The sequence below is a fragment of the Mesorhizobium sp. LEGMi-168a genome (genome assembly GCF_058312955.1).
Genome location: NZ_JBZEGV010000034.1, coordinates 34,401 through 47,687 on the forward strand (window position 1 = coordinate 34,401; position 13,287 = coordinate 47,687).

13 protein-coding genes are annotated in these 13,287 nt (G+C 65.2%); 5 read left to right on the plus strand and 8 right to left on the minus strand.

What is annotated here, in order from left to right; genetic code table 11:
* Positions 1–72 precede the first annotated feature (72 nt).
* Entirely contained in the window at positions 73–2,763 is a 2,691-nt protein-coding gene (acnA, locus tag AC4FWB_RS29500; RefSeq protein WP_491029756.1) for an aconitate hydratase AcnA, read from the minus strand.
* Positions 2,764–3,047: 284 nt separating this feature from the next.
* Between acnA and ccmA the strand changes: the two genes are divergently transcribed.
* The 4 genes from ccmA (at position 3,048) to AC4FWB_RS29520 (ending at position 5,410) form a co-directional block, all read left to right on the plus strand.
* Positions 3,048–3,656, plus strand: coding sequence for a heme ABC exporter ATP-binding protein CcmA (ccmA, locus tag AC4FWB_RS29505; protein WP_491029757.1), 609 nt, complete (start codon positions 3,048–3,050; stop codon positions 3,654–3,656).
* A gap of 211 nt (positions 3,657–3,867) precedes the next feature.
* Positions 3,868–4,533 (plus strand): heme exporter protein CcmB, encoded by a 666-nt coding sequence (ccmB, locus tag AC4FWB_RS29510; RefSeq protein WP_491029758.1) that lies wholly within the window; start codon positions 3,868–3,870, stop codon positions 4,531–4,533.
* Positions 4,534–4,661: 128 nt separating this feature from the next.
* Positions 4,662–4,835: a heme exporter protein CcmD gene (gene ccmD, locus AC4FWB_RS29515; protein ID WP_491029759.1), complete on the plus strand. Its 174-nt coding sequence runs from the start codon at positions 4,662–4,664 to the stop codon at positions 4,833–4,835.
* Positions 4,832–5,410, plus strand: a complete 579-nt coding sequence (locus AC4FWB_RS29520) for a DsbE family thiol:disulfide interchange protein (RefSeq protein WP_491029760.1) — start codon at positions 4,832–4,834, stop codon at positions 5,408–5,410. The genes ccmD and AC4FWB_RS29520 overlap by 4 nt, the downstream gene beginning before the upstream one ends.
* A 160-nt stretch (positions 5,411–5,570) precedes the next feature.
* Here the strand turns inward: AC4FWB_RS29520 and AC4FWB_RS29525 are convergent, their stop codons facing one another.
* Positions 5,571–5,738, minus strand: coding sequence for a hypothetical protein (locus AC4FWB_RS29525; RefSeq protein ID WP_491029761.1), 168 nt, complete (start codon positions 5,736–5,738; stop codon positions 5,571–5,573).
* A 261-nt stretch (positions 5,739–5,999) separates the two neighbouring features.
* Here AC4FWB_RS29525 and AC4FWB_RS29530 point away from each other — a divergent pair, with 261 nt between their 5' ends.
* Complete coding sequence (locus AC4FWB_RS29530; protein ID WP_491029762.1) at positions 6,000–6,917, plus strand: SMP-30/gluconolactonase/LRE family protein; 918 nt, start codon at positions 6,000–6,002, stop codon at positions 6,915–6,917.
* A gap of 316 nt (positions 6,918–7,233) precedes the next feature.
* On the opposite strand, the gene AC4FWB_RS29535 is transcribed toward AC4FWB_RS29530, so the two are convergent.
* The 6 genes from AC4FWB_RS29535 to dapF all read right to left on the minus strand — a co-directional run bounded on the left by AC4FWB_RS29535 (position 7,234) and on the right by dapF (position 13,171).
* Positions 7,234–7,767, minus strand: a complete 534-nt coding sequence (locus tag AC4FWB_RS29535) for an NADPH-dependent FMN reductase (RefSeq protein ID WP_491029763.1) — start codon at positions 7,765–7,767, stop codon at positions 7,234–7,236.
* Between the two features lie 35 nt (positions 7,768–7,802).
* Positions 7,803–8,423, minus strand: coding sequence for a pyridoxamine 5'-phosphate oxidase family protein (locus AC4FWB_RS29540; protein WP_491029764.1), 621 nt, complete (start codon positions 8,421–8,423; stop codon positions 7,803–7,805).
* A gap of 126 nt (positions 8,424–8,549) precedes the next feature.
* A complete protein-coding gene (locus AC4FWB_RS29545) occupies positions 8,550–9,209 on the minus strand; it encodes a septation protein A (protein WP_491029765.1) in 660 nt (219 codons plus the stop codon).
* A 53-nt stretch (positions 9,210–9,262) separates the two neighbouring features.
* Positions 9,263–10,960 (minus strand): signal recognition particle-docking protein FtsY, encoded by a 1,698-nt coding sequence (gene ftsY, locus AC4FWB_RS29550; RefSeq protein ID WP_491029766.1) that lies wholly within the window; start codon positions 10,958–10,960, stop codon positions 9,263–9,265.
* Positions 10,961–10,973: 13 nt separating this feature from the next.
* Positions 10,974–12,287, minus strand: coding sequence for a tRNA (N(6)-L-threonylcarbamoyladenosine(37)-C(2))-methylthiotransferase MtaB (gene mtaB, locus AC4FWB_RS29555; protein ID WP_491029767.1), 1,314 nt, complete (start codon positions 12,285–12,287; stop codon positions 10,974–10,976).
* A complete protein-coding gene (dapF, locus tag AC4FWB_RS29560) occupies positions 12,287–13,171 on the minus strand; it encodes a diaminopimelate epimerase (protein ID WP_491029768.1) in 885 nt (294 codons plus the stop codon). Before dapF ends, mtaB begins: the two co-directional genes overlap by 1 nt.
* Between the last annotated feature and the right edge of the window lie 116 nt (positions 13,172–13,287).

The following is a 13,287-nucleotide window of genomic DNA, read 5'->3' on the forward strand; positions in this document are numbered from 1 at the left end:
CTTTGGTGCTTTTGCTACATAAGGCCGGAATAGGGGAGTAGGGCTGTCTTCCCTACTCCCTTACTCCCTTAATTATGCCGCCAGATCGCGCAGCACGTATTGCAGGATGCCGCCGTTCTTGAAGTAGTCGAGCTCGTCCAGCGTATCGATGCGGCAGACGATCGGCAGGTTCTTCACCGTGCCGTCGCCATAGGTGACCTTGGCCACCATCTTCTGGCGCGGCTTGATCGAAGCCAGGCCGTCGATCTCGACCAGCTCGTCGCCCTTGAGGTTGAGGGACGCCCATGAGGTGCCGTCCTCGAAGACGAAGGGGATGACGCCCATGCCGACCAGGTTCGAGCGGTGGATGCGTTCGAAGGACTGGGCGATGACCGCGCGGACGCCAAGGAGATTCGTCCCCTTGGCCGCCCAGTCGCGCGAGGAGCCGTTGCCGTATTCGACGCCGGCGAAGATGACCAGCGGCACGCCTTCCTGCTTGTACTCCATCGCGGCGTCGTAGATCGACATCTCCTCCTTCGAGGGATAGTGGATCGTGTAGCCGCCCTCGCGGCCGTTCTCGCCCAGCATGTGGTTGCGGATGCGGATGTTGGCGAAGGTGCCGCGCATCATCACCTCATGGTTGCCGCGCCGCGTGCCGTACTGGTTGAAGTCGGCAACGCCGACGCCATGCTCGGTCAGGTACTTGCCGGCCGGCGAAGCGGCCTTGATCGAACCCGCCGGCGAGATGTGGTCGGTGGTGATCTTGTCGCCGAAGAGACCAAGCACGCGCGCGCCCTTGATGTCGCCGACCTTGCCGAAGCTGCGCGCCATGCCGGCGAAATAGGGCGGGTTCTGCACATAAGTCGAGCCGTCGTCCCAGGCATAGGTCTGGCCTTCCGGCGCCTTGACCTTCTGCCAGTACGCGTCGCCCTTGAAGACGTCGGCATATTTGCGGGCGAACAGCTCGCGCGTGACGTTCTTCTCGATGAACTCCTGGATCTCGGCCGAGCTCGGCCAGATGTCCTTGAGATAGACCGGCTTGCCGTCGCTGCCCTCGCCGAGCGGCTCGGTAGTGAGGTCCCTGGTGACGGTGCCGGCCAACGCATGCGCCACCACCAGCGGCGGCGAGGCGAGGTAGTTCGCCTGCACATCCGGCGAGACGCGGCCTTCGAAGTTGCGGTTGCCGGAGAGCACCGCGGCGGCGATCAGGCCCTTATCGTTGATGGTCTTGGAGATCGGTCCTGGCAGCGGGCCCGAATTGCCGATGCAGGTGGTGCAGCCGAAGCCGACCAGGTTGAAGCCGATCTGGTCGAGCTCCTTCTGCAGGCCGGATTTTTCGAGGTATTCGGCGACCACCTGGCTGCCCGGCGCCAGCGAGGTCTTGACCCAGGGCTTCTGCTTCAGGCCGCGCCGGTTGGCGTTGCGGGCAAGCAGGCCGGCGCCGATCAGCACACTCGGGTTCGAGGTGTTGGTGCACGACGTGATGGCGGCGATGACGACGTCGCCATGCCCGAGATCATAGGAGGCGCCTTCCACCGCATAGCGCTTGGAGATTTCGGCGGCCTTCTTGTACTCGGTCTCCATCGCCTTGGCGAAGCCTGCGGGAATGTCCTGCAGGGCGACGCGGCCCTCGGGACGCTTCGGCCCGGCCATCGACGGCACCACGTCGCCGAGATCGAGCTCGAGCAGGTCGGTGAAGACCGGATCGGCGGAACCTGCGTCGCGCCACATGCCTTGCGCCTTCGAATAGGCTTCGACCAGCGCGATGCGGTTCTCCTCGCGGCCGGACATGGTGAGATAGCGGATGGTCTCGCTGTCGACCGGGAAGAAGCCGCAGGTGGCGCCATATTCCGGCGCCATGTTGCCGATGGTGGCGCGGTCGGCCAGCGTCATGTTGGAGAGGCCGGGGCCGAAGAACTCGACGAACTTGCCGACGACGCCCTTCTTGCGCAGCATCTGGGTGACGGTGAGCACGAGGTCGGTGGCGGTCACACCCTCCTTCAGCTTGCCGGTGAGGCGGAAGCCGATGACTTCCGGCAGCAGCATGGAGACCGGCTGGCCAAGCATCGCGGCCTCGGCCTCGATGCCGCCGACGCCCCAGCCGAGCACGCCGAGGCCGTTGATCATGGTGGTGTGCGAATCGGTGCCGACGCAGGTGTCGGGATAGGCGGTGGTCTCGCCGTCCTCGCTGTTGGTCCACACCACCTGTCCCAGATATTCGAGGTTGACCTGGTGGCAGATGCCGGTGCCGGGCGGCACGACGCGGAAGTTGCGGAACGCCTGCTGGCCCCACTTCAGGAACTTGTAGCGCTCCTCGTTGCGCTCATATTCAAGCTCGACATTGCGGGCGAAGGCCATCGGCGTGCCGAACTCGTCGACGATGACGGAGTGGTCGATGACGAGATCGACCGGCACCAGCGGATTGATCTTTTCCGGATCGCCGCCGAGCGCCTTGATACCGTCGCGCATGGCGGCGAGATCGACCACGGCCGGGACGCCGGTGAAATCCTGCATCAGCACGCGGGCCGGCCGATAGGCGATCTCGACGCCGGCGGTGCCCTTATCGCTCAGCCAGGCGGCGACCGCCTGGATGCTCTCCTTGGTGACCGAGCGGCCGTCCTCGTTGCGCAAAAGGTTCTCCAGCAGCACCTTCATGGAATAGGGCAGCTGGGCGATGCCGGTGAGGCCGTTCTTCTCGGCCTCGGCGAGGTCGAAATAGACATAGTCCGCGCCACCCACGGTCAGGGTGCGGCGGCATTCGAAACTGTCGAGGGATTTTGACACGTGCGATCCGTCCTTGTCTGTTCAGCCTGAAAGGGAACGGACGCCGATGGCATGCAATCACGCGCAAAGGTGCGGGTACGGCCATTTCCGCTGTCCGCTCCCAAGCAACCCGAGCCGTTCAAGGCGGCGCGTGCGCTGGTTCGGCGCTAATTCTGTTCCCGCGCCGACCGCTGGCACGGATGAACCGCATATAGAGAATTTCCTGGAATAGTTCTAGACAGTCGAAAAGCAAATTTGTGCGATGCGGCGGCGGCCGCGAAACGGTGCTTTCGGGACGGGCAAGAATGCGGCTGATCGCCGAAAATCTGGGCGGCGAGCGCGGCGGCGAGACGGTCTTTTCCGGCATCGGATTCGCGCTCGAGAAGGGCGAGGCGCTCATCGTCACCGGGCCGAACGGCGCCGGCAAATCGACGCTTCTGAGGGTCATCGCCGGCTTGCTGCCGGCAGCCGAGGGCCGCGTGCGGGTCGAGGGCGGCGGCGAGGATTTTCCGTCGGTCGCCTCGGCCTCGCATTATCTCGGCCATCTCAACGCGATGAAGACGGCGCTCAGCGTCGCGGAGAATTTGGGCTTCTGGCGCGCTTTCCAGGGTGAGCCGGGACTTGGCGTTGAAGAGGCCTTGGAGACGGTAGCGCTAGGCGGGCTCGGGCATCTGCCGTTCGGTTATCTTTCGACCGGGCAGAGGCGGCGCGCGTCGATCGCGAAACTGTTGGTCAGCCGGCGGCCGGTCTGGCTGCTCGACGAGCCGACGGCGGGGCTGGACAAGGCATCGGAGGAAAGGTTCGCGGGGGTGATGCGCGGGCATCTGGCAGATGGGGGGATAGTGGTGGCGGCGACGCATCTGCCGCTGGGGATCGATGGGGCGAAATCGCTCCAAATGAAGGTTGCCGGTTGATGTCGGTGCTCTACGGCGCCCCCCTCTGTCCTGCCGGACATCTCCCCCACAAGGGGGGAGATTGGCTGTTTCGGCGCCCCGCTTATCCTTCCGGCGTTGGTGATTGGCGAAATCGCCGGCGACAGCTGATCTCCCCCCAAGTGGGGGAGATGTCCGGCAGGACAGAGGGGGGCGCGAAGGAACGCGGATCTCAACAAGGGGGGCCTTCATAATGTCGTCCCTCCTCCTGCGCGATATCCGCCTTTCCATCCGCGCCGGCGGCGGGGCGCTGATCGGCGTCATCTTCTTCCTGGCGGTGATCGCCACGATCCCGTTCGGCGTCGGGCCTGACCTCAATCTTTTATCGCGCATCGGCCCCGCGATACTCTGGATTGCCGCGCTGCTCGCCTGCCTGCTCGGCCTCGACCGGCTGTTCCAGGCCGACCGCGAGGACGGTTCGCTCGACCTTCTGGTGCTTAACAACGACCGTCACATGCTAGCGTTGACGGTGCTGACCAAATGCCTGGCGCATTGGGCGGGCAGCGTGCTGCCGCTGGTGGTCGCGGCACCGCTGCTTGGCCTGTTCATGAACATGGAGCCGTTGGGCATCGGCGCCACGGCGCTCACGCTCCTCATCGGCACGCCGGCCATCACCTTCATCGGCGCCGCCGGCGCAGCGGTAGCGGTGGCGCTGCCGCGCGGCGGGCTCTTGATCTCCGTGCTGGTGCTACCGCTCACCATTCCGGTGCTGATCTTCGGCGTCTCGGCCAGCTATGGCGCGGTGGCCGATCCGGCGCCGTTCCTGCAGCCCTTCCTCATTCTTGCCGCTCTGACGCTGTTTCTTGCCGTGATCGGCCCGCTGGCCGCGGCGCTGGCGTTGCGCCACGGGACGGATTGATGTCGCAACGACGTTCTCACCTGCGGCGCGGCGGCTGATTGCGCGGCCGGCGGCGCAGGGTTAAGGGAAGACATGGTCGGACGATTTGGCATGGCAGGCGCGGAAGGCACGCGCAGGGAGCGGCTGATATGAGCGCACACGCCCTCTATGTCACTGCCGCCTATGCCATCACGGCGATCGTGCTGGCCGGGCTGATCGGCTGGATTCTGCTCGACCAGCGGGCGCGCAAGCGCGAGCTCGCCGCGCTCGACGCAGCAGGCGTGCGGCGACGTTCCGACAAATCGGGGAAGGCGAAGCCGTGAGCAGCGAAACCCAAACGCCGTCGCCGCCCCGTCGCCGTCTGTTCGTGCTTTTGCCGCTGCTGGTCTTTTTGGGCCTGGCCGGGCTGTTCCTGTCGCAGCTTCTGTCCGGCCGCGATGTCTCGGAAATCCCCTCGGCCCTGATCGGGCTGCCGGCGCCGCAGACCAGCCTGCCGCCGCTCGAAGGCGCGAACCTGCCGGGGCTGGAGTCAAAATCCTTCGCCGGCAAGGTGACGCTGGTCAACGTCTTTGCATCATGGTGCGCGCCGTGCCGGGAAGAGCATCCGGTGCTTCTGGCGCTGTCGCAGGACAAGCGCTTCACGCTTGCCGCGCTGAACTACAAGGACGAGCCGGAAAACGCCCGCCGCTTCCTTGGCGATCTCGGCAATCCCTACCAGGCGATCGGCGTCGATCCGGCCGGCCGCGCGGCGATCGACTGGGGCGTCTATGGCGTGCCGGAGACCTTCGTCGTCGGCAAGGACGGCAAGATTGCCTACAAGCATGTCGGGCCGCTGACGCCGGAATCGGCGAGAGACCTGCTCTTGCCGCAGATCGAGAAGGCGCTGGCGGCACATTGATATTCAGGTGAGGCCGGCCTGCAAATGGCGGCTCCCTGCGCTTCCGGTGCTCACGTACGTTACGTACGCTCCGCTCCGGTTCTCGGAACCCACCATTTTCGACTCGGCCTGACCTGAATCTCAACGCGCCGTCAGGCCTCGCGCTGGGTGGCTAAAAGACTCAGCCGTAGATCTGCTTGTGGATCTGGTAGAGCATCTCGGAGCGGTCGGCGCGCAGATCGGCGAGATCGCGGCTCGACAGGTTCTCGATTTCGGCGACGAGGCGGTTGTACTGGCGGCGCTTGGCGATGTTGGTGCGGGCGCGTGAGACGAAGTTGTCGAAGATCATGACGAGGTTCCTTTGCTGCCGCATTCACGCGGCGTGTTGTTCCTCCCTGATCGATTGTGAGCATGACATAGGAATGGTGCGTTGCAAAAAGAAGATGTTGCAATGCACCATTGCAGCCAGCGCATAGCCGGTTAACCGGCCGTTACTTGTATGCCGGCCCGCAGGCGCGCTGGGACAAGATACGGTGAAGCCTCATCGTCGATCTTGCCAGATTGCTCGCCGGCTGGCTTGATCGCGCCCGACCAATGCCTGGAGGAAAGCATGACGGCCGCCGACTATGAAATTCTCGATCCGCGCTTCGCGCGGCTGGTCAACGCCAATGAGCGGGTGGAGAAGCTGTTCACCGGATGCCGCTGGGCGGAAGGCCCGGCCTGGTTCGCCGCCGGCCGTTACCTCGTCTGGTCCGACATCCCCAACAACCGCATGCTGCGCTATGACGAGACCGACGGCAGCGTCAGCGTGTTCCGCCAGCCGTCCGGCAATTCCAACGGCAACACGGTCGACCGGCAGGGCCGGCTTCTCACCTGCGAGCATTCGGGCCGACGCGTCAGCCGCACCGAGCATGACGGCTCGGTCACCACCATCGCCGACAAATGGCGCGGCAAGCAGCTCAACTCGCCCAACGATGTCGTGGTCCGTTCCGACGGCTCGATCTGGTTCACCGATCCGGCCTACGGCATCGACAGCGACTATGAAGGCGATCATGCCGAGAGCGAGATCGGCGCCTGCAATGTCTACCGGGTCGACCCGGCAACGGGCGAGATCGACGCCGTCATCACCGACATGGTCAGGCCCAACGGGCTCGCCTTCTCACTCGACGAAAGCCTGCTCTATGTCGCCGACACGGGCCGCACCCATGGCGCCAAGAACCCGGCGCATATCCGCGTGTTCAATGTCGGCAAGGCCGGCAAGAAGATTTCGGGCGGCAAGGTCTTCGCCGACTGCACCGCCGGCCTGTTCGACGGCTTCCGGCTCGACGAGGCCGGGCGCATCTGGACAAGTGCGGCCGACGGCATCCATTGCTATGATCCGGACGGCACGCTGATCGGCAAGGTCAAGGTGCCGGAAGTCGTCGCCAACTGCGTGTTCGGCGGCGCCAAGCGCAACCGCCTCTACATCTGTGGCACCACCTCGCTCTATGTGGTGTGGCTGATGGTGAATGGGGCGAAGACGTATTGAGGTAGTCAGCGACGTCGAGTCACAGAGGCTCAAGGCCGAGTTTCCAGACCACCTTCGAGTTTGGCCGAGCCGTCTCGAACCTCGTCATCCCAGGGCGAAGCAGGAGCGAAGCTCCGTCGCGGAGACCCTGGGATCCATGCCGTGACCTACGAGCACGGCAGCGGTGCAGATTGTTCTATCCGGGCGTCGGCTTCCTAATGCCTTTCTGAGGCGTTGCATTCTCGGGCAAATGTCACGGCATGGATTCTAGGGTCTGCGCTGCGTCGCTACGCTCCTTGCTCCGCCCTAGAATGACGAAGATCTGGCCGGTTGCTGCTCACCGCGAGCGGATGAAGCCTACAAAAGCCGAAACCGCATCGCGCATCGCCAGCCGGTTCTCGGCCATCGTCAATATCGCTTCGATCTCCACTGGCTTCTTGCCGAGCAGCGCGATCTCGAGCGTGGTGTCCTCATAGAGCGCGAAGGACATGGTGCGCATGATCTCGGCAAGCGCGGCGCGGGCACAGAGCGAGCGCGCAGAGGCATGTACCAGCATGGCCGGCTTGCCGACCGCGGCATCGCGCGACACCAGCCAGTCGAGCGCATTCTTCATGCCGCCCGGCACGCCATGGGCATATTCCGGGCAGGAGACGATGACGCCGTCGGCGCGGGTGACGGCATCGATCAGGTCGGCTGCTTCGCGCGGCGTGCGCTCGCCCTCGTCGTCGGGATTGAAGATCGGCAGCCGGCCGAGCCCGTCATAGACGGTGACGCGGCAATCCGCGGGCGCATTGGCGGCGAGCGCCGCGACAAGGGCCGAATTGGTCGAGGCGGCGCGCAGGCTGCCGGAGATGGCGAGGAGGTTAAGCAAGGATGGGAGCTCGGGCGAATCGTGCCCGAGGAAGTCTACCACATGGTCTGACGGTAATCGTCGTCAAGCTCTCGGTCGATATCGCCGGCGCTCTCGGAGAGCGCAAGCTGGTCGCGGATGATCTGGCCGAGCGTCGGCAGGGTCGCGCGGTCGTACCAGGTCTCCGGCTTCCAGAGATCGGAGCGCATGAAGGCCTTGGCGCAGTGCATATAGGCGGCCTTGACCGTCACCACGATGACGCTCTGCGGCTCCTTGCCGTCGACAGCCAGGCGCTCGCGCAGGCCGGCATCGACGGTGATGCGGGCATCGCCATTGACGCGCAGCGTCTCGTTCATGCCGGGGATGAGGAACAGCAGCCCCACTGACGGATTGCGGATGATGTTTTCCAGCGTGTCCAGCCGGTTGTTGCCCGGACGGTCGGGAATGGCGATGGTGCTGCTGTCGAGGATGGCGGTGAAGCCAGGCTTGTCGCCTTTCGGCGTCACATCGGCATTGCCGGCGCCGTCGGAAGAGCCGATCAGCACGAAGGGGCTCTTGCCGATGAAGGAGCGGCAGTGGCCGTCGAGCGTCTTCAGTTCCTTGCGGATCGAACCGTCGGTTGGGCGGGGCGTCTTATAGATATTCCTCAGCTCGTCGCGCGTGGTGAGGAATTCCATGACCTTCTCCCTCTTTGCTTTGACGCAATTCCGGACGGAAAACCGCTACACACTTTTCCTGGAACTGCTCTTTGTCTTCACGCAATTCCGAACGGAAAACCGTTATACACTTTTCCTGGAATTGCTCTATTTGCCGGCCTTCCCTTCCTCGCCCGCCTTGTCCTCCAGCGAGTGGCGCATGATCAGCGGCATCTGGCTGAAGGTGAAGAGCAAGGTGATGGGAATCGTGCCCCAGACCTTGAAATAAAGCCAGGTCGCTTCCGAGAAATTGCGCCAGACAACCTCATTGAGCACGGCCAGGAACAGGAAGAAGAGCCCCCACCGGAAGGTCAGCTTGCGCCAGCCTTCGGCATCGAGCTGGAAGGCCGAATCGAAGACATAGCCGAGCAGCGACCTGCCGAAGGCCAGCCCGCCAAGCAGCGCGACGCCGAACAGCGAATTGATGATTGTCGGCTTCATGAAGGCGAAAGTCTTGTCCTGCAGGTACAAAGCGAGCGCGCCGAACACGAAGACGACGATCGCCGAGACCAGCGGCATCAGCGGCAGGCTGCGCGTCAGCGCCCAGGACGCGCTGAGCGACAAGGCCGTCGCGACCATGAAGAATGCCGTGGCGATCAGGATTGGTTCGCCGAGATGGGTGAGAACCGGGAATTTTTGGGCCAGCCACTCGCCGCGGATCGTGGTGAAGAAGAACACCAGGCCCGGTCCCAGCTCGAGCAGGAACTTCAAGCCGGGATTGAGCGGCTTGCGGCGCGGATCGGACGGGTCGCGTTCGAGGATGTTCATAAAAGTCCTTCTTGCGCATGATCTGGCCGAAAAGCGGGCAGATCACGCCTTGTTCAAGCCACGCCGGCGATCGCCCTGGCGAATTCGCTGGCGGAAAAGGGTTCGAGGTCGTCGACCTGCTCGCCGACGCCGATGAAATAGACCGGCAATCTGTGCTTGGCGGCGATCGCCACCAGAATACCGCCGCGCGCCGTGCCGTCCAGCTTGGTCATCACCAAGCCGTTGACGCCGGCAACGTTGCGGAAAATCTCGACCTGGCTGAGCGCATTCTGGCCGGTGGTGGCGTCGACCGTCTGCAGCACGGTGTGCGGCGCTTCCGGATCGAGCTTGCCGAGCACGCGCACGATCTTTTCCAGCTCCGCCATCAGCTCGGCCTTGTTCTGCAGCCGGCCGGCGGTGTCGATGATCAGCACGTCGGACCCGGCCTCCTTCGCCTTCTCGAAGGCGTCATAGGCGAGGCCGGCGGCATCGGCGCCGAGCTTGCTGGCGATCACCGGCGACTTCGTGCGCTCGCCCCAGATCTTCAGCTGCTCGATCGCGGCGGCGCGAAACGTATCGCCCGCCGCCAGCATCACCGATAGGCCGCCCGCGGTCAGCTTGGCCGCCAGCTTGCCGATGGTCGTGGTTTTGCCGGTGCCGTTGACGCCGACGACCAGGATGACATGCGGCTTGTGGCTGAGGTCGAGCTCCAGCGGCAGGGCGACCGGGGTCAACACCTTCTCCACTTCGGCCGCCATGACGGCGCGGACTTCCGTATCGGAGACATCCTTGCCGTAGCGGCTGGAGGCGAGCGAATCGGTGACGCGCAGCGCGGTCTCGACGCCGAGATCGGCGCGGATCAGCACGTCCTCCAGGTCCTGCAGCGTGTCCTCGTCCAGCTTGCGCTTGGTGAAGACGCCGGCGATGTTGCCGGTGAGCTCGCGCGAGGAGCGGGCGAGCCCGTCCCGCATACGCTGGAACCAGGAACGCCTCGGCGCCGGTTCCGGCGCCTTTTGCGGCTCGGCCTTCTGCTCGACTTTTTTGGAGACTGTCACCTTGCCGGCGGATGGGGCGGACTTCGTTTGTGGAGGAGCCGGCTGGGGCGCTGGCGGCGCGGGAACTGCTTCGGGCTCCGGCGCGACCTCGGCGCCGATCGGCGGCTGCTCGATTGGCGCGGGTTGGCGAACTGGAGGTAAAGCTTCCGCCGGCGGGATCTCAGGCGCAGGCGTCTCGACCGGAACCTCGCTCGGCGGGGTCGGCACTTCGACCGGCGCCAGCTCCGGCTGCGGTTCCGGACGCGACGGGACGATGTCCGGTTCGGCCGGCGCGGGTGGTGGCACTTCCTGCGGCTTTGGCTCGGGTGCCGGGCCCGGTGTGGGCTCGGGCTCGGCCGGCGGGCTCGGCACTTCCTCCGGTGCCGGCGGCTCGGCTGGCTCCGGAGCCGGTTGCGGTTCTTCTTCCGGCTTCGGCTCCGGCAGCGGTTCCGGCTCAGATGGAACAACGGGTTCCGGCGTCGGCGGAATGGCCGGAGCAGGCTCCGGCTTCGGTTCTTCAGGCGTCGGCTGAGGCGTTGGTGCCGCCTCGACCGCGGGTGGGGGAACAGGCGTGGCTTCCGCGGCAGGCGGTGACTCCGGCGCAGCCTGCTCGGCTTCCGGCTTCAGCGCGTCCAGCGCATCCCATTTGATCGGCGGCAGGGGCGCGGTCTCGTCGACGCGTTCCTCGACGACCTCCTTCTTGCCGAACGAAAATATCTTCTTGAAGAAACCAGCCATGCGTCTCGCAGTCTCAGGCGGCTTGGGCGGCGAGCGGAGCCGCGATCAGACGGGCGCCGTCATGGCCGGTGACGACAGCGTCGACGATCTCGCCCGGCGCGCCAATGTCGATCGCGGCAAGGGTAAAACCCTCGGTGCGACCGAGCCCGTCGCGCTCGACAAGGATCGACTGCCGGGTACCGGCAAGGGACGCCAGATGACGGCGATAGGCGGCTTCGCCGGCGGCGCGCAGCCTTGCGGCGCGCTGCTTGATCACCTCGCGGCGGACCTGCGGCATGCGCGCGGCGGGCGTGCCTTCGCGTGGCGAGAACGGGAAGACGTGGAGATGCGTCAGGCCGCATTCCGCGACTATTCTTTCCGAATTCTCGAACATCGCTTCGGTCTCGGTCGGGAAGCCGGCGATGATGTCGGCGCCGAAGACGATGCCCGGACGCAGCTTGCGCACATCCTCGCAGAAGCGGATCGACTGATCGCGCAAATGCCGGCGCTTCATGCGCTTCAGGATCATGTCGTCGCCCGACTGCAGCGACAGATGCAGATGCGGCATCAGCCTCGGCTCGGTGGCGATCGCGTCGAGCAGATCGTCGTCGGCCTCGATGGAATCGATCGAGGAGAGCCTCAGCCGCTTCACGTCGGACACCTGGCGCAGGATCGTCTTCACCAGCTTACCGAGTTTCGGGCTGCCCGGCAGGTCGGCGCCAAAGCTGGTCATGTCGACGCCGGTCAGCACGATCTCGGCATAGCCGTTGCCGGCGAGACGCTTGACCTGCTCGACCACGGCGCCCATCGGCACCGAGCGCGAATTGCCGCGACCATAGGGGATGATGCAGAAGGTGCAGCGATGGTCGCAACCGTTCTGCACCTGCACGAAGGCGCGCGCCCGGCCCTCGATGGCGTCGACCATATGGCTTGCGGTCTCGCGCACCGAAAAAATGTCGTTGACGCGCGCCTTCTCGGTGTCGTTGACGCCGAAATCGGGCAGCGCGCGATAGGAGTTCGCCTTGAGCTTCTCCTCATTGCCGAGCACGAGGTCGACCTCGTCCATGGCGGCGAAATTCTGCGGCTCGGTCTGCGCGGCGCAGCCGGTGACGATGATGCGCGCCGCAGGGTTCTCGCGGCGCGCCTTGCGGATCGCCTGCTTGGCCTGGCGCACCGCCTCGGCGGTGACGGCGCAGGTGTTGAAGATGACGGCGCCGCCTTCCAGCGCGCCGAGGCCGGCGCTTTCGGCCTCGCGGCGCATCACTTCCGATTCATAGGTGTTGAGGCGGCAGCCGAACGTGACGACGTCAATGCCCCTGGAAGCAGGGCCTTTGGCGAGAGCGGGCATCAGGCGGCGCTTTCGGTGTCGCGTGCCCAGGCGCCGGTCGAGGGATCGAAGCTGCCGGAAAACTCCCATTCGGCCGCACCCGTCAGGATGACGTGGTCGTCCTCGCGCCATGCGACATGGAGCTCGCCACCGCCGGGCGTGATCAGCGACACGCTGCGGCCGGTGCGCTTGGTGCGGGCGGCCGCCACCACCGCGGCGCATGCGGCCGAGCCGCACGCCTTGGTGAGACCTGCGCCGCGCTCCCAGGTGCGGATGATCATCGTCTGCGGCGACGTCACCTGGGCAATGGTGATGTTGGCGCGCTCGGGGAAGATCGGATGGTTTTCGAGCAGCGGGCCGAAGCGGTCGAGCTCGTAGGACCAGACGTCGCGGTCGACCCAGAAGATGGCATGCGGATTGCCCATCGAGACGACCGAAGGAGAATGCAGCACCGGCGCGTCGATCGGGCCGATCTGCAATTCGATCATCCGGGTGTCGCGGAATTCCTCGGCGAGCGGGATCTCCTGCCAGCCGAAGCGCGGCTTGCCCATATCGACCGAGATCGAGCCATCGGCGTGTTCCACGGCGTTCAGGATGCCGGCGCGGGTTTCGAAAGTGAACGTCTTCAGGCCGGTCTCGGCGGCCAAGGCCTGCACCACGCAGCGCATGCCGTTGCCGCAGGCCTGGGCGCCGGTGCCGTCGGAATTCAGGATGTCGACATAGTAGGCGGTGCCCGGCGTCCGCGCATCATGGATCGCCATGATCTGGTCGAACTTTGTCGCGGTGTCGGCATTGAGTGCGATCGCCGCGGTTGCCGTCACACTGTCGGCACGGCCACGCATATCGGCAACGATGATCTCGTTGCCGATGCCGTTCATCTTGGCGAAGGGGGCAGTGCCTGCCATCGATCCCGTCATTTCCGTATCCGTTTGGCGCTATATGGCGGAAACGGGCAGGAATTACCAGTGCGACGCCGTTCTGGCCACGGCGAAACGCCGGACCTAGCGACGGCAAAGGCCGC

Bases quoted from the DNA above. Each gene is read 5' to 3' on its own strand.
- ccmA (WP_491029757.1), top strand. From the start codon at position 3,048: ATGCGGCTGATCGCCGAAAATCTGGGCGGCGAGCGCGGCGGCGAGACG.
- ccmB (WP_491029758.1), top strand. From the start codon at position 3,868: ATGTCGTCCCTCCTCCTGCGCGATATCCGCCTTTCCATCCGCGCCGGC.
- ccmD (WP_491029759.1), top strand. From the start codon at position 4,662: ATGAGCGCACACGCCCTCTATGTCACTGCCGCCTATGCCATCACGGCG.
- AC4FWB_RS29525 (WP_491029761.1), bottom strand. From the start codon at position 5,738: ATGATCTTCGACAACTTCGTCTCACGCGCCCGCACCAACATCGCCAAG.
- AC4FWB_RS29530 (WP_491029762.1), top strand. From the start codon at position 6,000: ATGACGGCCGCCGACTATGAAATTCTCGATCCGCGCTTCGCGCGGCTG.
- AC4FWB_RS29540 (WP_491029764.1), bottom strand. From the start codon at position 8,423: ATGGAATTCCTCACCACGCGCGACGAGCTGAGGAATATCTATAAGACG.
- AC4FWB_RS29545 (WP_491029765.1), bottom strand. From the start codon at position 9,209: ATGAACATCCTCGAACGCGACCCGTCCGATCCGCGCCGCAAGCCGCTC.
- ftsY (WP_491029766.1), bottom strand. From the start codon at position 10,960: ATGGCTGGTTTCTTCAAGAAGATATTTTCGTTCGGCAAGAAGGAGGTC.
- mtaB (WP_491029767.1), bottom strand. From the start codon at position 12,287: ATGCCCGCTCTCGCCAAAGGCCCTGCTTCCAGGGGCATTGACGTCGTC.
- dapF (WP_491029768.1), bottom strand. From the start codon at position 13,171: ATGGCAGGCACTGCCCCCTTCGCCAAGATGAACGGCATCGGCAACGAG.